This is a genomic window from Oxalicibacterium faecigallinarum (genome assembly GCF_014635705.1).
Classification (GTDB): Bacteria; Pseudomonadota; Gammaproteobacteria; order Burkholderiales; family Burkholderiaceae_D; genus Oxalicibacterium; species Oxalicibacterium faecigallinarum.
The window spans coordinates 735,384-756,070 of sequence record NZ_BMDI01000001.1 but is presented as its reverse complement, the minus strand read 5'-3'; the positions used below and the strand labels follow the sequence as shown (position 1 = coordinate 756,070).

The following is a 20,687-nucleotide window of genomic DNA, read 5'->3' as shown; positions in this document are numbered from 1 at the left end:
TGGGACTGTCTGTGCTTACTCGATGGAAACCAGTGGATCGCCCGCATTGATCATCATGCCGGGCTTGCAATGGAAGTTCTTGACAATGCCATCGCATGGTGCCGAGATATGGAATTCCATCTTCATGGCTTCCAGAATCAGCAGCGGATCACCCGCCTTGACGGTTGCGCCGGCTTCGGCAATCAACTTCCAGACATTGCCGGTGATATCTGCCGAAACGACCGAGCCAGTCAGCTCGGCTGCATCGACCGGACGTTGTGCAGCCATCGCGGCAGCCGCCGTGTCGGCTTCGCTGGCCCAGCGTGCAACTTCCAGATCGAATGCGGCTTTCTGCCTGGCGCGGAAGCCTTCCATTTCCGGCTCGATACGTTGCAGGAAGGCGTTGTATTTGCCGAGATCGAATATTTCCTCCTCGATCTGCACGCCGCTGCGACCTTCGCGGAAATCGTTGCGCAGTGCATCGAGCTCTTCTTCCGTCACGGGATAGAAACGTACCTGATCAAAGAAGCGCAGCAACCATGGCTTGCCATCGATGAAGGCTTTGTTCTTCATGAACTTGTTCCAGATCGGCAGCGTGCGGCCAACCAACTGGTAACCACCGGGGGAGTCCATACCGTAAATGCACATGTAGACACCACCGATGCCGACCGTGCCTTCAGCGGTGTAGGTGCGGGCAGGGTTGTACTTGGAGGTCAGCAGGCGATGACGCGGATCGACAGGGACGGCACATGGCGCGCCGAGATATACGTCACCCAGACCGAGCACCATGTAGCTGGTTTCATAGATCGTGTCGCGCACATCGTTTTCGGAACCCAGTCCGTTGATGCGGCGAATGAATTCGGTATTGCTTGGCAACCACGGTGCCGTGTCACGTACCGACTGGCGATAGCGTGCGACTGCATCCAGCGTGGCCGAATCGTTGTACGCCATTGGCAGGTAAACCACGCGGCTGGCTACCTGCATGGTAGCGATGCCGCTGAGATCACCATCGGTGTCGGCCAGTACCTTGACCAGTGCGGCTTGTGGAATGATGCGGCTGTCATACCGGACCTGCAAAGAACGCACGCCTGGGGACAGTTCAAGAATGCCGTCGTGTGCATCGCGCTTGAGCGCTTCCATCAGTGCGTGGATGCGGAAGCGCAGATTCAGGTCGAGAATGTTTTCACCGTACTCGATCAGGATGTACTTGTCGCCTGCCTGACGGAATACCGTCTTCGGATGTTCGCCTTGGGCTGCCTGTTCAAACAGGATTGGTTCGCCCCGCTTCTTGGAAAACACGGGGGGCTTGAGCAGACCCGCATTCATGTTCTGCAGGAAGGCATCCTGACGTTGCTCCAGCGCCAGTGCTTCGTCAAACGACATTTCAACAAAGCGGATTTTGTCGCCCGGCTTGACCTGGCCGACTTTCCAGAGTTCGCCCTTGACAATGGTGGCAGCGCAGACGAAGCCGCCAAGGCTCGGGCCATCGCGCGTCAGGATGACGGGCATATCACCGGTGAAGTTGATGCTGCCGATTGCGTACTCGCAATCATGCACATTGGATGGATGCAGGCCGGCTTCGCCACCATCGGAACGCGTCCAGGATGGCTTCGGACCATTGAGACGAATGCCGAGACGATTGGAGTTGTAATGTACTTCCCATTCGCTGGCGAAGAAGGTTTCGATCGATTCCTGTGTGAAGAAGTCCGGTGCACCATGCGGGCCGTACAGCACACCGATTTCCCAGGTTTTGCCGTACTCGGGAACCAGACCGGATGGCAGCGGTGCAGGGTCGTACAGTGGCTTCAAGTCCGCCGTTGCCGGCAAGTCCGGATTGGCAACCGGCAGCACGTCGCCCGGTCGCAATGTGCGACCGGCATGTCCACCAAACTGGCCCAGTGCAAACGTGGCACGGCTGCCCAGATACACCGGCAGATCAAGACCGTTGCGAACGGCCAGATAGCTGCGGCAACCGCTGGTAGCTTTGCCGACCTTGAGTACCTGGCCTGCCTTGACGTTGATCGGCATCCAGAAGGCAATGGCGGCGTCATCGAGAGTGGCGTCGGTCGGTGCGCCTGTCAGCGCAATCACGGTATCGCAATGGAAGCGTAATGTCGGGCCGAGTACGGTGGTTTCGATGCCGGCTGCATGCGGCTGGTTGCCGACGATACGATTGGCCAGACGGAACGCCCAGTCATCCATCGGGCCGGATGGCGGCATACCAATATCCCAGTAACCGACACGACCCGGATAGTCTTGCACCGTGGTGTAGGTACCGGCGTCGATAATTTCAACGACGTTCGGACGATAGTCAAAGCTGTCCAGATAACGTGTGGAGACATCGCCGGCCTTAAAGCCGGCGCTGCCAACCACCTGTCGCAGATAGTCGAGATTGGTGGCGATGCCGGACAAACGCGTGGCATCGAGCGCACGTGACATCGCGGCAATTGCCTCATCACGATCCTTGCCGTGCACGATCAGTTTGGCAATCATCGGATCGTAATGTGCCGATACTTCGGTGCCGGTTTCGACCCAGCCATCGACACGAATATCAGCGGGGAAGAAGACTTCTGTCAGCGTGCCAGGACTCGGGGCAAAGTTGCGCAAGGGATTTTCTGCATAGACACGCACTTCGATCGATGCCCCCTTTGAGGCGATGCGACGATCAAGCAATGGCGGATTGCCGGCTGCAGTCATGATCATCCACTCGACCAGATCGATGCCGGTCACGCTTTCGGTGATCGCGTGTTCGACCTGCAGGCGAGTGTTGACCTCAAGGAAGTAAAACGCCTGCTTCTCGGAGTCGAAGATGTACTCGACCGTACCCGCAGAGCGATAACCGACCGAGCGGCCCAGATTTTCCGCGGAGGCGAGGAGGGCACGGCGCAGTTCATCCGACAATCCCGGCGCGGGCGTTTCTTCGACGACTTTCTGGTTACGGCGTTGCAGCGAGCAGTCACGTTCGCCGATCGCAATCACGTTACCGCGTCCATCGCCAAAGATCTGCACTTCAACGTGACGTGCGTTGGCGACGAACCGTTCGACAAACACGCCAGCATTGGCGAAGAAGGATTGACCAAGACGCTGCACCGATTCGAATGCGGCAATCAGTTCGGCTTCGCTGTTGCAACGTGTCAGGCCGATGCCACCGCCACCAGCGGTACTCTTGAGCATGACCGGATAGCCGATCTCGCTGGCACGCGCCTGTGCTGATGCCAGATCAGGCAGCAAACCGGAGCCCGGCACCAGTGGCACGCCGGCTTTTTCCGCCAGTTCGCGCGCGGCATGCTTGAGGCCGAATTGTTCCATCTGTTGCGGCGTCGGGCCGACGAAGGCAATACCTTCGGCTTCGCACCGTGCTGCAAAGTCAGCGTTCTCTGAAAGAAAGCCATAGCCAGGAATGATCGCCTGCGCGCCAGTCTGCTTGGCCGCTGCGATGATGAGATCGGCACGCAAGTAACTTTCTGCTGCTGTCTGCCCGCCGAGCGAGACGGCAACATCGGCGGCAGAGACGTGCAGGCTGTTGCGATCGGCGTCGGAATAGACGGCGACCGAACGGATGTTCATTTTCTTGAGGGTACGCGCGATGCGACAGGCAATCTCACCGCGGTTTGCGATCAGGACGGTATTGAACATGCGATTGATCCTTGGATGATGGAATTCAGGAATTGGCTTTTTGCTTGCTGGCGATATAAGCCGCCCAGCCGCCCAGTTCGGTGATGTCGGTGGCACCTTCGAGACCGGCTGGCTCGCAGATAAATCCTTTGACGCTGCTGCCATTGGCCAGCGTCAGCGTGCCGATGCCGAGCGGCGCAGGCACACCTGCGACGAAAGAGCCGAACGCTTCCGCCGGGACATCCCACAACTCGATACGGATGGCCGCACCTTTGTCTGCGCGCAGCAGTCCAGGTTTGGGCGGCGTCGTATTGGCGAGCGCGTACAGACGATAGTTGTCTGCGGTGGTGGTGGCGTCGACAAAGCGGGCGTTACGCGAGGTCAGCTCGTGATTGAGCGGCATGCCACGCAGATGGGCACCGACGACCGCGACGCGGATCATGCCGGCTTCGGCAGGTGTGTTGAGTGCATCAGATGGCATTGCAGAAAGGGCAAGTGGCAGGCCAGTTGCCCCACGCGCGAGGCCTGTAGCTGCATGCCACTGTGCGGCGAAGATACCCAATGCGCGTTCACGCCATGCATCGGCGATAAAGGTAATGCCAAAAGGCAGACCATCCTTACGCAAGCTGGCGGGGACGGCAAAGGCGCTCCAGTCCAGCAGATTGACGAAGTTGGTGTACTTGCCCATCTGGCTGTTGAGTCGGATCGGATCAGCCAGTACAGCGTCAATACGATGATGCGTCGGTGCTGTTGGTACGACCAGACCATCGAATTGAGCGAGCAATGCATCGGCCTGACGCTTGAGGTCGGCAAGGCGATACACGCCATTGAACGCATCGGCGGCGCTGAACTGTCTGGCCTTGAAGATGATGTCGCGTACGACGGGATGTATTTCGCTTTCCTGTGTTTTCGCAAAGTCCTCAATTGCGGCGTAACGTTCGGCTACCCATGCACCGTCATACAGCAATTGAGTGACCTCATCGAACAGCGAGAAATCAACCGGGGTACAGGTTGCTCCCTGTTCTTCCAGTTTTTTAATGGCTTTGGCAAATTCTTCAGCTGCCAATTTATCGCCATAAAATTCCGGAGCAGCGGGGATGCCGAAGCGCGGCTTGGCCGGCAGACGGCGGCTTTGTGTATCGGCCGGCATGGCACGTGAAAGGCCGTCGGTCAAATCAAGTGCAGCCGCAACGTCATAAACCGTCACTGCGTCATCACATGTGGTTGCGAAGATCGAGACGCAATCCAAAGTGCGACAGGCTGGGACGACACCGGTATTGCTGAATGCGCCTCTTGTCGGTTTCAGACCAACGATGTTGTTCAGGCCGGCAGGGACACGGCCGGAGCCGGCTGTATCGGTGCCTAACGAGAACGGGACGATGCCACGCGCAACCAGCGATGCAGAACCGGAACTCGATCCACCTGAAACATAGGCTGGATCAAAGGTATTGGTTGGAATGCCGTATGGCGAACGAACCCCGACAAGGCCGGTCGCAAACTGATCGAGATTGCTCTTGCCGATAACGATGGCACCGGCATCAGCCAGTCTGCGCACGATTGTTGCATCGCGATCCGGCGAATAGGCAAAGGCAGGGCAGGCCGCAGTGGTTTGCAGGCCGGCTACATCTATATTGTCCTTGACTGCGTAAGGCACACCGTACAGGGGCAGCTTGGTGCGATCACCGCCAACGGCTGCGAGCTTGTCAGCCAGTTTCGCGAGCTGTGTATCCAGCATCGATTGATTGATGACGGAAATCCATGCTGCATCCGGTGTGGGAAGTGATGCGAGCAGTTTGCCAAGTAACGCGGCAGGTGTATTTCCCTCTTGATAGGCGTGTTGCCAGTCCTTGATTGTCCATCCGAGCATTTGGTATCCCTTCTTGTGTACAAGATGGGATTCAGCAAATCCTGTGCCATGTATTTATTCAATAACAAGCCCCAAAAATGTTCGTTTTTTGGATGTGGAACGAGAGGAGGGTGATGCGCATGCACTTGAATTGCACATCATTCGGATCGACCGCACCAATTCAGATGGCAACGAACATGTCCTGATGGAAATTTATCTGTGTATATGGGATCCACAGATGCTGCTGCGGTCGTAGTCGTGTATTGGCGAAGCAGGCGCAGCAGCCGAACGCACATGCAAGCATATGGCGCCAGATGAAGCTGCGCGAACACGGCTTGTAGAAGCAGTCAACGGCACGTTGTGCGCCGGTGATATTGCTTTACAGATTGCGGCTGCAATAGATTCGGCACGTCAATGCCTTCCGTTTTTACCCATCTTGTCGTTAATGCCAGATAGTGAGTAGAACGCATGATGCTTCATGTGGTCTGACTCCCATGACTCAGACCACACACTTTCCGGTTAAACCTCGCACCTCACGCTGGCGCACCGTGATCGTATGGGGTCTGTTGCTTTTTCTCGGCTGGCTGGCGTGGCCTCATCTCCCTCCCATTTCCAAAACACCGTTCTATATCGTTAAGCTGTCCATGATGGAGGCACCGATGTCTTTGCCTATTCCTGTCGATGGCGTAACGGAAAAACAGTTGCGTGACACCTGGAATGCATCGCGCAGTGGCGGACGGGTACATGAGGGCATCGATATTTTTGCCAAGCGTGGCACACCGGTCAGATCGACGACGGAAGGCATTGTCACCAGTGTCGGTACCAATAATCTGGGTGGCAAGGTGGTCTGGGTATTGGGGCCCGCTGGACAACGACACTATTACGCCCATCTTGACGACTATGCCGACATCAAGACCGGCGATCGTGTCGTGCCGGGCACGATGCTGGGGATGGTGGGCAATACCGGAAATGCACGCGGCACGCCGCCGCATCTGCATTACGGTATTTACAAGAATGGGGCATTCAATCCCTATCCCTTGCTGAAACCGGAAGCCTCCGGACCAGTCACACCGTGATATATGGCGGAACCAAAGTGGTACTTGGGTACTCGATAAGTCGCTCATTCACTTTCAGGATATCGCCATGGTCCTAATCTCCTCTTGTTTATCCGCTCGTTATTTATTCGTCGCTACACTCGTGCTGGGATGGCCGTTCATCGCATCGGCACAGATGACACCTGCGTCGCCTGCTTATGGCGCTGAGCTGGAAGGTTTTACATACCCGTTTGAAGTGAAGACCTACGCATTCACCTCACAGGGAAGAGCGCTGCAAATGCGTTACATGGATATCTCGCCCACTCAGCCGGATCAGGCAAATGGCCGGACCGTCGTACTCATGCATGGCAAGAATTTTTGCGCAGCAACCTGGGAAGGTACGATCACGGCTCTGACCGGCGCTGGATATCGCGTGATTGCACCGGATCAGATTGGATTCTGCAAATCGAGCAAACCGGATCACTATCAGTACAGCTTTCATCAATTGGCAGCCAATACCAATGCCTTATTACAAAGCCTTGGTATCCAGCGGGTGACGGTGATGGGCCATTCGATGGGCGGCATGCTGGCAACACGGTATGCCTTGCAGTACCCGCAGCAAACGGAGCAGCTTGTCATGGTCAATCCGATTGGTCTGGAAGACTGGAAAACCAAAGGCGTGCCTTATCTGACGCCCGACCAATGGTATGAAAACGAGCTGAAAACCAATGCACAAGGGATTCGCAACTATCAGCAGAGCACGTACTACGTGGGCCAATGGCGTCCGGAGTTTGATCGCTGGGTCAATATGCAGGCAGGTATGTACGCAGGTCCCGGCAGGGAAATCGTGGCGTGGAATTCTGCCTTGACGTATGAAATGGTTTACACGCAACCGGTCGTTTATGAGTTCCCCACACTAACCGTGCCGACATTGCTGCTGATTGGTACTAAAGACAATACCGCGATTGGCAAGAACTTTGCACCGCCTGCAATGCGTGGTTATCTCGGTAATTACGCTGCATTGGGCAAGGCGGCAGCGGCTGCGATTCCCAATGCAAAGTTGATCGAGTTTGAGTATCTGGGACACTCGCCACAAATTCAGGAGGCAGACCGCTTTCATGCGGCGTTGCTCAATGGATTGGTTTTAACGCAACCTAAACAAGGACAACCTTTAACGCGTTGAAGGCTTGCTCTACCAGTTCGTCTGGGGAGTGTTTTACATCCAGTACGATGCCATGTTCGTCGGCTTGCAAGGGTTCCAAGTCAGCAAACTGGCTGTTGAGCAAGGTCGAGGGCATGAAGTGTCGATTTCTCGATTGCATGCGTTGTACGATCAAATCGTGGTCGCCATGCAGATGGACGAAGAATACTTGCGGATCACCTTCGCGCAAACAATCACGATAGCGACGTTTGAGTGCAGAACAGGTGAGGACAACGCTCATATCCGCAGCGGCATGATGCCGCAAAGTCTGTTTGAGTGTGATTAGCCAGTCATGACGATCAGCATCTGTGAGAGGGATGCCTGCAGACATCTTGCTGATATTTTCTTGCGAATGTGCGTCATCGCCTTCAATAAAATCGCACGACAATCGTTCAGCCAGAAGTTTGGCAATTGCACTCTTTCCACAGCCGGAAACACCCATGACAACAATACGGCGACTCGGGATCAATGGTTTTGCTCACTTTAGTCCGTTGATAGAGACTTCACTCTAGCATGTATCGTCATGCTGCTTTTATGCGCTCACGCACGTAAGCGGAGCAAAATAAAAGCCCGCAAGTTGCGGGCTCGATCATGCTGCTGTTGAAGCTTGCGTCAGTTACCTTTGAGGCAGGTGCTCATAAATGCCTTGCGTTCGTCACCTTTCTTATCTTTGGCTTGTGCATTGCAGGCTGTCATCTTGTCGCGTTGCGCCTGTTGTGCCTCGGAGACCTTTGGTTTGCTCAGGCAGCTTTTCATGAATGCCTTGCGTTCCTCTCCCTTCAAACCGGTCGCCTCCTTGTTGCAGGTTGTCATTTTTTGCTGCTGCTCTGTCTCGGCATGCGCCGTAGAAAGAAGCATTGGTAGCAATAAAGCGGAAATTCCAAGCAATTTTTTCATGGTGAAATCCCTTTCATTCCGTGCAATTCTGGTTGTTTTTGTGCTGACTGGTCAGCCCAGGCATTACAGCACGAAATCCTCCGCATGCGGTGTCAATTTTCGCAAACGAACGGCTGGCCAGATATTCATCTCGCAGCTTCATGAAGCCCTACATCGATTGCGGAAGTTGTCCGATATCCATCGCCCTTCGTCATCGTTTATGTTGATTTCATCGACTATTTCGGGTGAAAAGAATGCAGAGCGAGACATTATCAAGACAGAAAAATCCCTTCGATAGCAGAGACGCGATCGAAAGTAGCAATTACGCGGCATTTATTGACAAGAAACTGGTGGCTGGCGACGAGTTGAATGAAAAGCCGGAGGTATTGCTTGATTTCATCCATGATTCCTTCCGTTCGCTGGTATTGAATCCACAGTTTTCCTGCGTGGGCGCGAAATCTGCCATTCAGCAAGGAGGTTATCGCATCGGCCATTACGACAAATTGGGCAGCAAAAAAGCGACGGCGGGGCTGGCACATGATCTGTTCCACTTCCTACAGGAACAACCGCAACTGAATGGCGAATTTTCGACTTTTGTCGCAACCTTTTCGAATCCAATCATCGAATCGGAACAGCAATTTGAGCAATTGCTTTGGCAGCAATTACAGCAACTGCATGAAATCGATGCACCTTTGCACGCCTGGGATCCGGCGGTAAGCGATGATCCGGACAATCCGCATTTTGCCTTCAGCTTTTCCGAACACAGCTTTTTCGTCGTCGGTATGCATCCGGCGGCATCACGTTATACACGCCGCTTTGCCTGGCCGACACTCGTGTTCAATCTCCATGCTCAGTTTGAAAGGCTGCGCAAGGAAGGGCGTTTTGAACGCATGCAACAAGTGATCCGATCGCGTGAGGAGAAGCTGCAGGGATTTGTAAACCAAAGCCTGAGCGAGTACGGCACCATGTCGGATGCCCGTCAGTACGCGGGCAGGGTAGTCGAACAGGAATGGAAGTGTCCATTCAGCAAAAAGGCTTTTGAATCGGGAAAGAAAGACTGATGACACATTCACATACGCTGGAATGTCGCCATATCGAGCGACAAAGTGGTACGGCTTTTCGACTGAAACGCGGGCAGATACTGCGCGTGATTGATCCGATGGGAGAGCAGGTTTCCGACCTCATGGCATTTCGGGAAGATGATCTTGATGAAGTGCTGTCTTCGGGCAGAACGATTGATTATGCCAATACGATTTATGTCACCACCGGCCATATTCTGTATTCCAACCGCAGCAATCCAATGTTCACCATTCTGGAAGATCAGGTCGGGCGGCACGATTTCCTTCTGACGCCATGCAGCCCGGAGACTTTCCAGATCATCTACGGTAATCATGAGCCGCATCCGAGTTGTTTCATGAATCTTGTCAATAATCTGGCACCGTTCGGTATCGCGCCCGATCGCATTCCCACTACGTTTAATATTTTCATGAATGTGGTGGTTGCGCCCGACGGCGAGTTGACGATAGGACCACCTTTGTCCAAGGCGGGTCAGTTCATTGAGCTGCGCGCAGAAATGGATCTGATCGCTGGTGTCACGGCCTGTTCGGCGGAAATGTCCAATAATCACTCCTTCAAGCCGATCGATATTGAAATCCGCGAATAGCCTGCCTTTCGCTCTTCTCTCAAGAACTAATTTCCCTACTGCATGTCCAGTTCGTAGTGATATGCATCGCTTCGTCAGGCAAGCTTGCTGACTTACGTGATGCTTACAAACAGGGCAGGTTCAATTTCTTTCATGCACATTTTGGTGCAAAGCGCATTGAACCTTGCCGATATGCCTGTTATATTAAAAATAGCCAAACCCCAACATTGGGGGCGAATTAGATGTTTCACATCACGTTCGGGATAGCCAATGAATAAGCTGTACACCTATACGAGTCTCGTGCTCGCACTGTTTGCTCTCGCTGCCTGCGACAGTAAATCGCCAGCCAGTACGCCGTCGGCGGCTGATGCTGCATCCAGTTCCAATTCCATTACCCCCGCACCCAGCACGTTACCTGATGCCGTTCCCGGTTCCGGACCGGCGGATGGCGGTACAGCCATTGGTGGCGTGAGCAGTACCCACCAGGATGACGAGGGCGCTTCCAAGACGGATTCGCCAGCCAGCACAGGTGGGGATGGAAATGGCCCGACGCCAAGCAAGTAGGGAGAATGAAGCGAGCCTGTTACCTTGCGGTCTCGCCAGTTTTCAATACGACGCGTTCAAAAGAAACGCTTTATTCAAGGAGGTGATCAGATGGACATGAACCGAAGGCAGTTTTTCCGCGTGACGACGGCGGGCCTGATGGGCTCAAGCCTGGTTGCGCTCGGCTTTTCGCCGACGGAAGCGCTGGCCGAGACGCGACAATTCAAACTCTCGCGCGCGACGGAGACACGGAATACGTGTCCGTATTGTTCGGTAGGTTGCGGCCTCATCATGTACAGCCTTGGCGATAAGGCCAAGAACGTCACCGCCAGCATCATGCATATCGAAGGCGATCCGGATCACCCGGTCAATCGTGGCACACTGTGCCCGAAAGGCGCTGGTCTGCTGGACTTTGTTCATAGTCCTTTACGCCTCAAGTATCCGGAAGTCCGCGAGCCCGGCAGCAAGGAGTGGACGCGCATTTCGTGGGACACCGCGATGGCGCGCATTGCCAAGCTCATGAAAGAAGATCGCGACGCCAATTTTGTCGCCCGCACCGACGACGGCAAGCTGGTCAATCGCTGGACGACAACCGGCATGCTGGCTGCTTCAGCATCTCCCAATGAAACCGGCTACATCACCCATAAGGTGATGAGATCGATGGGGATGCTCGTCTTCGACAATCAGGCGAGGGTCTGACACGGTCCTACGGTAGCCAGTCTGGCTCCGACGTTTGGACGAGGCGCGATGACCAACCACTGGGTTGACATCAAAAACGCCGATCTCGTACTTATCATGGGCGGTAATGCCGCCGAAGCCCATCCTTGCGGTTTCAAATGGGTTATTGAAGCAAAGCATCACAACAAGGCACGTCTGATCGTTGTCGATCCGCGCTATACGCGTTCGGCTGCGATGAGCGATTACTATGCGCCGATTCGCGCGGGTAGTGATATCGCCTTCCTCGGTGGTGTGCTCAACTATCTGCTGTCCAATAACAAGATTCAGACGGAATACGTTCGTCATTACACCAACGCGACGTTTATTGTCGGCGCGGACTATGGCTTCGAGGATGGCCTGTTCACTGGCTACGACGAAACCAAGCGACGCTACGACAATAAAAAATGGGCTTACGAGCTGGACGAGCAGGGATTCGCCAAAGTCGATATGACAATGGAAAATCCGCGCTGCGTGCTGCAGATCATGAAGCAGCATTACTCGCGCTACACGCCGGAACTGGTCAGTCGCATTACCGGTACGCCGAAGGACAAGTTCCTTAAGGTGTGCAGCATGATTGCCGAGACTGCAGTGCCAAACAAGGCCATGACCATCATGTACGCGCTGGGCTGGACACAACATAGCCAGGGCTCGCAGATGATCCGTACCGCGGCCATCATGCAGCTGTTGCTCGGCAATATCGGTATTGCAGGCGGTGGCATGAACGCCTTGCGTGGTCACAGCAATATTCAGGGTCTGACCGACCTTGGATTGCTGTCCAACTCCTTGCCTGGCTACCTGTCGCTGCCGAACGAAGCCGAGCAGGATCTGGAAACCTACTACAAGCCGCGCGCGCTCAAGCCTTTGCGTCCTAACCAGATGAGCTTCTGGCAGAACTATCCGAAGTTCTTCGTCAGCTTGCAAAAAGCGTGGTGGGGAAATGCGGCGACCGCAGAAAATAACTGGGCATTCGATTATCTGCCCAAGCTGGACAAGGTTTACGACATTTTGCAGGCCTTCGAGCTGATGAATCAGGGCAAGATGAATGGCTACATCTGTCAGGGTTTCAATCCGGTCGGCTCTTTCCCGAACAAGGGCAAGATCATTGCCGGTCTGTCCAAACTCAAGTTCCTGGTCAGCATCGATCCACTGGCGACGGAGACTGCCGAGTTCTGGAAGAACCATGGCGAGTACAACGACGTCAAGACGGAAGAAATCCAGACCACAGTGTTCCGTCTGCCTTGCGTCTGTTTTGCAGAAGAAGATGGTTCGCTGACCAATTCCGGTCGCTGGCTGCAATGGCACTGGAAAGGCGCGGAACCTCCGGGTGAAGCGCGTGGTGATGCCGAGATCATCGGTGATCTGTTCCATCGCATGAAGACCGCTTACCAGAAGGAGGGCGGTGCATGGGCAGATCCGATCCTGAATCTGACCTGGCCGTACAAGATTCCACACAGTCCGTCGCCTCAAGAGTTGGCCATGGAATTCAATGGCAAAGCCTTGGGTGATGTGTTCGATCCGAAGGATGCAACCAAGGTGCTGGCAAAGTCGGGCGAGCAGTTGTCCGGCTTCGGTCTATTGCGTGACGATGGCAGTACGGCTTGCGGATGCTGGATTTATGCCGGTAGCTGGACGCAGGCGGGCAATCAGATGGCACGTCGCGACAACTCCGATCCGTGGGGCATAGGTCAGACGTTGAACTGGGCCTGGGCATGGCCAGCCAACCGCCGCATCCTGTACAACGCCGCATCGTCAGCGCCGGATGGCAAGCCATGGGATGCCACACGTAAGCTGGTGCAGTGGAATGGCACGACGTGGGGCGGTTCGGATATTCCGGATATTCGTCCGGATGCCAATCCAAATGATCCGGATCGTGTCCAGCCGTTCATCATGACGTCGGAAGGCGTGGCGCGTCTGTTCGCACCAAGCGGCATGGCAGACGGTCCGTTACCGGAGCACTATGAGCCGTTCGAATCACCATTGGTCAACAATCCAATGCATCCGAACAATGCGAAGGCGCGTGCCAATCCGGCAGCGCGTGTCTTCAAGAATGACATGGAGGCTTTTGGCAAGCCGGATAAATTCCCTTACGTTGCGACCAGCTATCGACTGACCGAGCATTTCCACTACTGGACCAAAAACGTCAAGACCTCGGCGATCATCCAGCCGCAGCAATTCGTCGAAATCGGCGAAGAGCTGGCCAAGGCCAAGGGGATCGCCAATGGCGACTGGGTCAAGGTCTCGTCAAATCGCGGCTTCATCAAGTGTGTTGCCGTGGTCAGCAAACGTATTCCGCAACTGGATGTGGATGGCAAGAAGATCGATACCGTGGGCTTGCCCAATCACTGGGGCTTTGTGGGTGTGGCCAAGAAAGGCTATCTGGTCAATACACTGACGCCGTTCGTTGGCGATGCCAATACGAACACGCCTGAGTACAAGTCGTTCACCGTCAACATCGAGAAGGCATAAGGGAGAACGCACATGTCATCACTACAATCCCTCGATATCGCACTGCGCTCGGCGACCACCACGCCGACGCCGCAGGTGCGTAGTAATGCGCCGGCACTGGCGAAACTGATTGACGTGCCAAGTTGCATTGGCTGCAAGGCATGTCAGGTCGCTTGTATGCAATGGAACGACTTGCGTGACGAAGTCGGCGAAACGCACGGTACCTACGATAATCCGCGTGATCTGACGCCGGAATCATGGACAGTCATGCGTTATTCCGAAGTCGAAATGCCGGTCAAGGATGAAGGCACGCGACTGGAATGGCTGATCCGCAAGGATGGCTGCATGCACTGCGAAGATCCTGGCTGTCTGAAAGCCTGTCCGGCACCAGGCGCGATCGTCAAATATACCAACGGCATTGTCGACTTCATCAGTGAAAACTGCATCGGTTGCGGTAATTGCGTGATCGGCTGCCCGTTCGATGTGCCGCGTATCAGCAAGAAAGACGACAAGGCCTATAAGTGCTCGTTGTGTTCCGACCGCGTTACAGTCGGTCTGGAGCCAGCATGCGTGAAGGCTTGCCCGACCGGTGCAATTCGCTTCGGTACGAAAGAGGCAATGCATGAGTATGCGGCTGACAGGATCGTCGATCTGAAGGAGCGCGGCTACGAAAATGCCGGTGTCTATGACCCGCAAGGCGTTGGCGGCACACACGTGATGTATGTGTTGCAACATGCCGATCAGCCGAAGCTGTATCACGGCTTGCCGGAAAATCCGACCATCAGCCCGTTGGTTGCGTTGTGGAAGGGCGCTGCCAAGCCGCTGGCCGTTGCTGCCATGATCGGCGCGGCGTTCGCTGGTTTCTTCCATTACATCAAGGTTGGCCCGCTGGATGCGGATGCACACGCTGACGAGGAAGAGAAAAGCGAAGCCGAGCGTCTGGCTGCAGAGCGACGCAAGAACGATGCTGACATCGTCTAGGAGACCGACATGACCAAACGCATTCGTCGATATGGTGATGCCACCCGCATGAATCACTGGGCGGTGGCCATCCTGTTTATCTGCGCCGGCCTGTCGGGTCTGGCAATTTTCCATCCCTCGATGTACTTCTTCAGTGCCTTGTTTGGTGGCGGTTCATGGACGCGTATCCTGCACCCGTTCTTTGGCGTGTTGATGGTGCTGGGCTTCGTGTTCCTGTTCTTTCAGGTCTGGCGGGACAATTTCTGGACCAGAGAAGATACGGCCTGGCTCAAGCATTCACCTGATCTGCTGAAAGGCGATGAGGATGCCATGCCGCCGGTTGGCAAATACAATGCCGGACAGAAGATCGTGTTCTGGATTTTCGGCATCAGTCTGATCCTGTTGCTTGTGACAGGCTTCATGTTCTGGCGCCCTTGGTTTGCCGATCTGTTCCCGATTGTCGTGCGCCGGATTGCGGTACTGGTTCACGCGATTGCTGCAACCTTGCTGATCGTCAGCGTGATCATTCACATCTATGCAGCAATCTGGGTCAAGGGATCCGTACAAGCGATGACACGTGGCACCGTCAGTGAGAACTGGGCGCGCAAACATCATCCGCTCTGGTACAAGAAAATCACTGGAAAAGAATGATCTTTGAGGGCACAATCGCTGCATGACTATCAGCCAAGCGAGCAGACTGCTCAGCCCTGAAGAAATCGCGGTCCGTGCCGGACATCAGGTCGAATTCCTGCGCTTGCCGCAGGCGTTCGACTTGTTTTCCTCGCGGGAAGCCCGTCTGCGCCAGGTGGCGCATGATCACGCAATGCGTGATTTTCTTCTATTCGCCGCCGATATCGCACATGCGCAACACGTCGCATTGCAATCGTTCCCAACCGTTTCACTGCCTGACACTGCCGCACTGGAGGCTGCCGCTATGGCCGGCAAGCCTGCATTGCCTGCACCGCTATGGCCGCGCGATCCGCAGTGGATTGCCGTGTTGCGCAAGATGCTTGAAGGCATGTTGCCTGCCATGCAAACGCAAGAAGCCGCAGGCACGGTTATTCGCAATGTCCTGCAACTGACCGATCAGGAAATTGAACAGCAGGCAGATCGTCTGTTGAACAACATCATGTTCGGGCTCGACATGGCTGCAGCGCCGCTGATTGCCGCTGGCCTGCAGGTTTATTGGGTACACATGGTCACCGCCGTGCAAAAGGCGCACGGCGCGGATCGTACCGCACCATTTGGTCGTACGGACGATGCGACGCGTTGTCCATGCTGCGGCAGTCTGCCGACAGCATCCATCTCACGCATTGATGCGGATGGCACTTACCGTTACGTACATTGTTCCCTGTGTTCTGCGCAGTGGCATGTAGTGCGTATCAAATGTACGCATTGCGAAGGAACGAAGGGGATTCACTACCAGTCCTTGCAGGCAGAAGAGGTCAGCTCTGCAGCAGCAAAGAAGGAAGCCATCGAAGCCGAGACCTGTGACGAATGCGGTCATTATCTGAAGATAGTGCGCATGGAGCGCAATCAGGTCGTCGAACCTGTGGCCGATGACCTGGCTTCATTAACACTGGATCTGCTGGTGTCCGAAGCAGGTTTTCAACGTCACGGCATCAATCTGATGCTGTTGTTTGGCGATCCGGAAGCTCCCGAGACTGATCCCGGCGGAGGCCACTAATGGCAACGACCGGAGAGTCCGTGGTTCACGGCTCGAAGGCAAGGCCCCAGGATCTGCCTTCGATCGACAAGCTGCTGCGATTGCCTGCAACACAGGCACTCATTGTTACGCATGGACATACGCTTGTCGCTGATCATGCGCGTCATCTGTTAGAGCAACTTCGTACGCAGATCAAGGTGGATGCCTTGCCAGTACAAGAGATTCAACCCGAATCTCTGACCCTCAAACTGCAAACAGCCATTGATGCACGGCTAACGCCGCGCATGCAGCGCGTCATCAATCTGACAGGTACTGTCATTCATACCAATCTGGGGCGCTCGGTATTGCCCGAGACTGCGATCCGTCACCTGACAACGATGATGGAGGGGCCGAACAATCTTGAATACGATCTGACCAGCGGCGGTCGAGGAGATCGCGACAGTATTGTCGAAGGATTGTTGTGCGAGATTACCGGTGCAGAAGCCGCTACGGTCGTCAACAATAATGCCGCTGCCGTGCTGCTATCGATTGCAGCTCTGGCCGGTGGCAAGGAGGTGATTGTCTCGCGTGGTGAACTCGTCGAAATCGGCGGTGCCTTTCGCATGCCGGATGTCATGGCAAGCGCCGGTGCCAGCATGGTGGAAGTCGGCACGACCAATCGCACGCATCTGGCCGATTATCAACGTGCAATCACTTCCCGCACGGCGATGTTGATGAAAGTCCACACCAGCAATTACGCGGTACAGGGTTTTACGTCATCGGTAACCGAAGCCCAGTTGGCGCCGCTTGCGCGCGAACATGGCGTTGCGCTGGTGACTGATCTGGGTAGCGGCTCGCTGGTCGACATGGCGCAGTATGGTTTGCCACACGAACCAACACCGCAGGAGATGTTATCCGCCGGATGTGGCGTTGTAACGTTCTCTGGCGACAAATTGCTCGGCGGCCCGCAAGCAGGTTTGATTGTCGGCGAACGTGACCTGATTACACGTATTCGCAAGTTTCCGATGAAGCGCGCCTTGCGTCTTTCCAAGTTGCCGCTGGCAGCACTTGAGGCAACGCTCATGCTGTATCTGCAACCGGAATTATTGACCCGTGATCTGCCTACCTTGCGCTGGCTGACACGATCACAAGAGCAGGTGGCACAAATGGCGGCCACCTTGCTGCAACCTTTGCAGACTGCGCTGGCAGGGCGTTACACGGTGAGTTTGCAAGAGACGTCGAGTCAGATTGGGTCCGGCTCATTACCGGTTGACCGTCTGCCATCGAGCGGACTGGCAATTGCGCCGATTCTGTCTGGCAAGCGTGGTACCGGCTCGGCACTGGATGGTCTGGCTGAAGCCTTGCGTCGCTTGCCCGTTCCGATCATAGGTCGCGTATCCGACGATCGCTTATTGCTCGATTGCCGCTGTCTGGACCGGGCAGAGGACGTGCTGATCCAACTCGACGCCTTACATACGCAACTCGCATGAGGCACGCATGATTGTCGGCACAGCGGGGCACATTGATCATGGCAAGACAGCGCTGGTACGCGCACTGACCGGTATTGATGGTGATCGTCTGCCGGAAGAAAAAAAACGTGGCATTACGATTGAGCTGGGCTATGCCTACCTGCCGACTGACCAAGGCGGCATGATCGGTTTTGTCGATATGCCCGGCCATGAAAAACTGGTGCGTACCATGGTGGCAGGCGCAAGCGGCATCGATTTCGGTCTGCTGCTGGTGGCGGCAGATGACGGCATCATGCCGCAAACCATCGAACATCTGACCGTACTGTCTTTACTCGGTGTGCAGCGCGGTGCAGCCATCCTGACCAAGATCGACAAGGCAGACACCGCCTTGCGGGAAGAAAGAATCAGGCAAGTCACTGATTTGCTTGCATTGCACGGACTCGAGGATTACCCGGTGCTGCCTGCATCGGCAATCAGCGGTGAAGGTATTGATGCCGTGCGCAACCTGTTGCTGACACAGGTCCAGGTGACCAATGTCACGGCTCCCACACACGCTGCTTTCAGGATGGGACTGGATCGTGTGTTCACGCTCGATGGTGTCGGCACGGTAGTGGCAGGCAGTATTGGGGAAGGCAGCGTACATATTGGCGATGCATTGTGCTTGGCACATGATCCGGATCATTCGTATCGTGTTCGCAGCCTTCATGTTCACAACCACGCTGTCGAACAGGCCAATGCAGGGCAGCGTTGTGCAATCGGTCTTGTCGGTCTGGATCGTAGCAAGGTCGAGCGTGGGCAAATTTTGTGCGATCCGGCAATCGCACAGAGTTCGCAGCGCATGGATGTTTGGTTGCAGGTAGCAGCAACGGAGGCGAACGTACTGCGATCAGGTACCCAGGTCCATCTGCATCTGGCGACACAGGACTGCATGGCATCGGTAGCGATTCTGGGACAAGCTTCATTGGCACCGGGCGAATCAGGGTTGGTGCAACTGGTATTGCAGCAAGCAATGCATGCATGGCAGGGCGATCGATTCATCCTGCGTGATGCATCCGCTACGCGTACGATTGCCGGCGGCAAGGTGTTGGATACACAGGCGCCTGCACGGTACCGTCAGACCGAAGAGCGTCTGCGTTTTCTGAAATCGCAGGAACAGGATGATCCGGCGGTACGATTCGCCGGATCGCTGGCATCTTCTGCCTTCGGGATTCACGGCGGTGATTGGTTGCGCAGTGCCGGATTGAAAGACTGGCCATTCGATCCCGCTTCGCTTACCGATGCGGTGACCGATGAGAAGAATCAATGGATCATTGCGCAAGCACGTTTATCCGAGAGCCAATCTGCAATCGTGCAAACGCTGGAAGCATTTCATGCGCGTTTTCCCGAAGATATCGGTCCGGATCGACAACGTGTCAGAAGGCTGGCGATTCCGCGCATGCCGGACGCGTTATGGCAGAGATTGGTGCAGCGCCTGGTCACGCACAAGGTGGTACAGGAGCGCAACGGCTTTGTACATTTGCCTGCGCACGGCGTACAGTTGCTGGCGGCGGAAAAAATCGTCAGCGAGAAAACCTTGCCGTTGTTACGCGAAGGGCGTTTCGATCCGCCGTGGGTGCGTGATATTGCCAGCAGCAGCAACCTGCCCGAGACCCAGGTACGTCATGTCATGATTCGCATGGCGAAGGCGGGCGAGGTATACCAAATCGTGAAGGACCTTTATTATCATCCTGATGTCGTACAGCAACTGGCTGATCTGGCGAAGCAGATTGGTGCGACGGATGGCAAGGTCACGGCAGCAAGGTATCGTGATGCAACAGGGCTGGGGCGCAAGCGCGCGATTCAGATTCTGGAGTTTTTTGATCGTATCGGTTTTTTGCGGCGCGTCGGCGATGAACATTTGCTGCGCCCGGGCAGTATCCTGTTTCAGAAGCAGGGCTGAGAAGAACAAGGAAGGAAATCGTCCCTGGTGGGGCGGCCGGGCTTCAAACCCGGTTGGTGGCGCCACGCGTCGCCGGGTGGGTTCGACTCCCGCTTCCTTCCGCCACTATTTCATGGCAGCACCCGAACGTAGCAGCCATCGGAGCCGATCAGGCGACCTTGCAGTAGCAATACAAAAATTGCTGGGTCGATCCAAACGGGGTTGCATGCAGTTCGATCGCACTTTCCACCAGCTTGAAGCGCTCGCCAAACTCACCATGCAGCCCGTCACTGTCATAGCGCACGGTTTCCAGTCCGCTGCAACTCAGTGGACCTTCCGGGCCAAACGTCGCCACAATCACATTGCCTCCCGGTTTCATGGCGCGAATGACTTGGCGCACATAGGCTTCGCGTTGCCATGCCTCGGTCAGGAAATGAAAAACGGCACGGTCATGCCAGATGTCATAGCGTTGCGCCGGTAGTTCTATCTGTGTGATATCTGCCGCCAGCCAGGAAATACGATCTGCCGCGTCACCGAGCCTCTTTTTGCAACCATCGATGGCTGCCTGCGAAATATCCAGCATGCTCAGATCGCGATAACCGCGTGCCAGCAGGTCATCGATGAGCGTCGCCTCGCCACCGCCGACGTCGATAATCGCGGCATCCTTCGATTCAGCTGTGCGCTCAATCAGAGCCAGCGATTTGTCCAGATGCGGCGCATACCAACTGACAGTGTCAGGCGCCTTTTCGGTATAAACCTTATCCCAATGTGATGTCTTGCTCATGTTCGTAAAAAAG

General features: G+C 55.3%; 16 protein-coding genes and 1 tRNA gene. 12 read left to right on the top strand and 5 right to left on the bottom strand.

What is annotated here, in order from left to right; translation table 11 throughout:
- Window positions 1–15: 15 nt before the first annotated feature.
- Both uca and atzF read right to left on the bottom strand, forming a co-directional pair.
- Window positions 16–3,615 (bottom strand): urea carboxylase, encoded by a 3,600-nt coding sequence (gene uca / locus IEV29_RS03690; protein WP_188379908.1) that lies wholly within the window; start codon window positions 3,613–3,615, stop codon window positions 16–18.
- Window positions 3,616–3,640: 25 nt separating this feature from the next.
- Complete coding sequence (gene atzF, locus IEV29_RS03685; RefSeq protein ID WP_188379907.1) at window positions 3,641–5,461, bottom strand: allophanate hydrolase; 1,821 nt, start codon at window positions 5,459–5,461, stop codon at window positions 3,641–3,643.
- 473 nt (window positions 5,462–5,934) lie between these two features.
- Between atzF and IEV29_RS03680 the strand changes: the two genes are divergently transcribed.
- Window positions 5,935–6,516: a M23 family metallopeptidase gene (locus IEV29_RS03680; protein WP_188379906.1), complete on the top strand. Its 582-nt coding sequence runs from the start codon at window positions 5,935–5,937 to the stop codon at window positions 6,514–6,516.
- Window positions 6,517–6,583: 67 nt separating this feature from the next.
- Window positions 6,584–7,657 carry an alpha/beta fold hydrolase gene (locus tag IEV29_RS03675; RefSeq protein WP_188379905.1) on the top strand — a complete coding sequence of 358 codons (1,074 nt, stop codon included), beginning with the start codon at window positions 6,584–6,586 and terminating at the stop codon, window positions 7,655–7,657.
- Here IEV29_RS03675 and IEV29_RS03670 read toward each other — a convergent pair.
- Together IEV29_RS03670 and IEV29_RS03665 are read right to left on the bottom strand one after the other, a co-directional pair.
- Window positions 7,629–8,117 carry a gluconokinase gene (locus IEV29_RS03670; protein WP_188381055.1) on the bottom strand — a complete coding sequence of 163 codons (489 nt, stop codon included), beginning with the start codon at window positions 8,115–8,117 and terminating at the stop codon, window positions 7,629–7,631. The genes IEV29_RS03675 and IEV29_RS03670 overlap by 29 nt on opposite strands.
- A gap of 170 nt (window positions 8,118–8,287) precedes the next feature.
- Window positions 8,288–8,572, bottom strand: coding sequence for a PsiF family protein (locus IEV29_RS03665; RefSeq protein WP_188379904.1), 285 nt, complete (start codon window positions 8,570–8,572; stop codon window positions 8,288–8,290).
- A gap of 233 nt (window positions 8,573–8,805) precedes the next feature.
- Between IEV29_RS03665 and gntA the strand changes: the two genes are divergently transcribed.
- The 10 genes from gntA to IEV29_RS03615 all read left to right on the top strand — a co-directional run bounded on the left by gntA (window position 8,806) and on the right by IEV29_RS03615 (window position 20,016).
- The gene (gene gntA, locus IEV29_RS03660; protein WP_188379903.1) at window positions 8,806–9,612 is read left to right on the top strand and encodes a guanitoxin biosynthesis heme-dependent pre-guanitoxin N-hydroxylase GntA; all 807 of its coding nucleotides are present in this window, start codon (window positions 8,806–8,808) and stop codon (window positions 9,610–9,612) included.
- Window positions 9,612–10,214, top strand: a complete 603-nt coding sequence (locus IEV29_RS03655) for a DUF1989 domain-containing protein (RefSeq protein ID WP_188379902.1) — start codon at window positions 9,612–9,614, stop codon at window positions 10,212–10,214. The genes gntA and IEV29_RS03655 overlap by 1 nt, the downstream gene beginning before the upstream one ends.
- 249 nt (window positions 10,215–10,463) lie before the next feature.
- Window positions 10,464–10,757 carry a hypothetical protein gene (locus IEV29_RS03650; protein WP_188379901.1) on the top strand — a complete coding sequence of 98 codons (294 nt, stop codon included), beginning with the start codon at window positions 10,464–10,466 and terminating at the stop codon, window positions 10,755–10,757.
- 90 nt (window positions 10,758–10,847) lie between these two features.
- Window positions 10,848–13,919 carry a formate dehydrogenase-N subunit alpha gene (fdnG, locus tag IEV29_RS03645; protein WP_188379900.1) on the top strand — a complete coding sequence of 1,024 codons (3,072 nt, stop codon included), beginning with the start codon at window positions 10,848–10,850 and terminating at the stop codon, window positions 13,917–13,919.
- 12 nt (window positions 13,920–13,931) lie between these two features.
- On the top strand, window positions 13,932–14,879 hold the full coding sequence (gene fdxH, locus IEV29_RS03640; protein WP_188379899.1) for a formate dehydrogenase subunit beta: 948 nt from the start codon (window positions 13,932–13,934) through the stop codon (window positions 14,877–14,879).
- Between the two features lie 9 nt (window positions 14,880–14,888).
- Complete coding sequence (locus IEV29_RS03635) at window positions 14,889–15,509, top strand: formate dehydrogenase subunit gamma (protein WP_188379898.1); 621 nt, start codon at window positions 14,889–14,891, stop codon at window positions 15,507–15,509.
- 22 nt (window positions 15,510–15,531) lie between these two features.
- Window positions 15,532–16,545 (top strand): formate dehydrogenase accessory protein FdhE, encoded by a 1,014-nt coding sequence (fdhE, locus tag IEV29_RS03630; protein WP_188379897.1) that lies wholly within the window; start codon window positions 15,532–15,534, stop codon window positions 16,543–16,545.
- Window positions 16,545–17,993, top strand: coding sequence for an L-seryl-tRNA(Sec) selenium transferase (selA, locus tag IEV29_RS03625; RefSeq protein WP_188379896.1), 1,449 nt, complete (start codon window positions 16,545–16,547; stop codon window positions 17,991–17,993). The genes fdhE and selA overlap by 1 nt, the downstream gene beginning before the upstream one ends.
- A gap of 7 nt (window positions 17,994–18,000) precedes the next feature.
- The gene (selB, locus tag IEV29_RS03620) at window positions 18,001–19,911 is read left to right on the top strand and encodes a selenocysteine-specific translation elongation factor (protein WP_188379895.1); all 1,911 of its coding nucleotides are present in this window, start codon (window positions 18,001–18,003) and stop codon (window positions 19,909–19,911) included.
- A gap of 9 nt (window positions 19,912–19,920) precedes the next feature.
- Window positions 19,921–20,016 (top strand) — tRNA-Sec (locus tag IEV29_RS03615).
- A gap of 43 nt (window positions 20,017–20,059) precedes the next feature.
- Here the strand turns inward: IEV29_RS03615 and IEV29_RS03610 are convergent.
- Complete coding sequence (locus tag IEV29_RS03610; RefSeq protein ID WP_188379894.1) at window positions 20,060–20,674, bottom strand: class I SAM-dependent methyltransferase; 615 nt, start codon at window positions 20,672–20,674, stop codon at window positions 20,060–20,062.
- Window positions 20,675–20,687: the final 13 nt, after the last annotated feature.

Excerpts from the sequence above, each read along its gene's own strand:
- uca (WP_188379908.1), bottom strand. The coding sequence starts at position 3,615 with ATGTTCAATACCGTCCTGATCGCAAACCGCGGTGAGATTGCCTGTCGC.
- atzF (WP_188379907.1), bottom strand. The coding sequence starts at position 5,461 with ATGCTCGGATGGACAATCAAGGACTGGCAACACGCCTATCAAGAGGGA.
- IEV29_RS03680 (WP_188379906.1), top strand. The coding sequence starts at position 5,935 with ATGACTCAGACCACACACTTTCCGGTTAAACCTCGCACCTCACGCTGG.
- IEV29_RS03675 (WP_188379905.1), top strand. The coding sequence starts at position 6,584 with ATGGTCCTAATCTCCTCTTGTTTATCCGCTCGTTATTTATTCGTCGCT.
- IEV29_RS03670 (WP_188381055.1), bottom strand. The coding sequence starts at position 8,117 with ATGGGTGTTTCCGGCTGTGGAAAGAGTGCAATTGCCAAACTTCTGGCT.
- IEV29_RS03665 (WP_188379904.1), bottom strand. The coding sequence starts at position 8,572 with ATGAAAAAATTGCTTGGAATTTCCGCTTTATTGCTACCAATGCTTCTT.
- gntA (WP_188379903.1), top strand. The coding sequence starts at position 8,806 with ATGCAGAGCGAGACATTATCAAGACAGAAAAATCCCTTCGATAGCAGA.
- IEV29_RS03655 (WP_188379902.1), top strand. The coding sequence starts at position 9,612 with ATGACACATTCACATACGCTGGAATGTCGCCATATCGAGCGACAAAGT.
- IEV29_RS03650 (WP_188379901.1), top strand. The coding sequence starts at position 10,464 with ATGAATAAGCTGTACACCTATACGAGTCTCGTGCTCGCACTGTTTGCT.
- fdxH (WP_188379899.1), top strand. The coding sequence starts at position 13,932 with ATGTCATCACTACAATCCCTCGATATCGCACTGCGCTCGGCGACCACC.
- IEV29_RS03635 (WP_188379898.1), top strand. The coding sequence starts at position 14,889 with ATGACCAAACGCATTCGTCGATATGGTGATGCCACCCGCATGAATCAC.
- fdhE (WP_188379897.1), top strand. The coding sequence starts at position 15,532 with ATGACTATCAGCCAAGCGAGCAGACTGCTCAGCCCTGAAGAAATCGCG.
- selA (WP_188379896.1), top strand. The coding sequence starts at position 16,545 with ATGGCAACGACCGGAGAGTCCGTGGTTCACGGCTCGAAGGCAAGGCCC.
- selB (WP_188379895.1), top strand. The coding sequence starts at position 18,001 with ATGATTGTCGGCACAGCGGGGCACATTGATCATGGCAAGACAGCGCTG.
- IEV29_RS03610 (WP_188379894.1), bottom strand. The coding sequence starts at position 20,674 with ATGAGCAAGACATCACATTGGGATAAGGTTTATACCGAAAAGGCGCCT.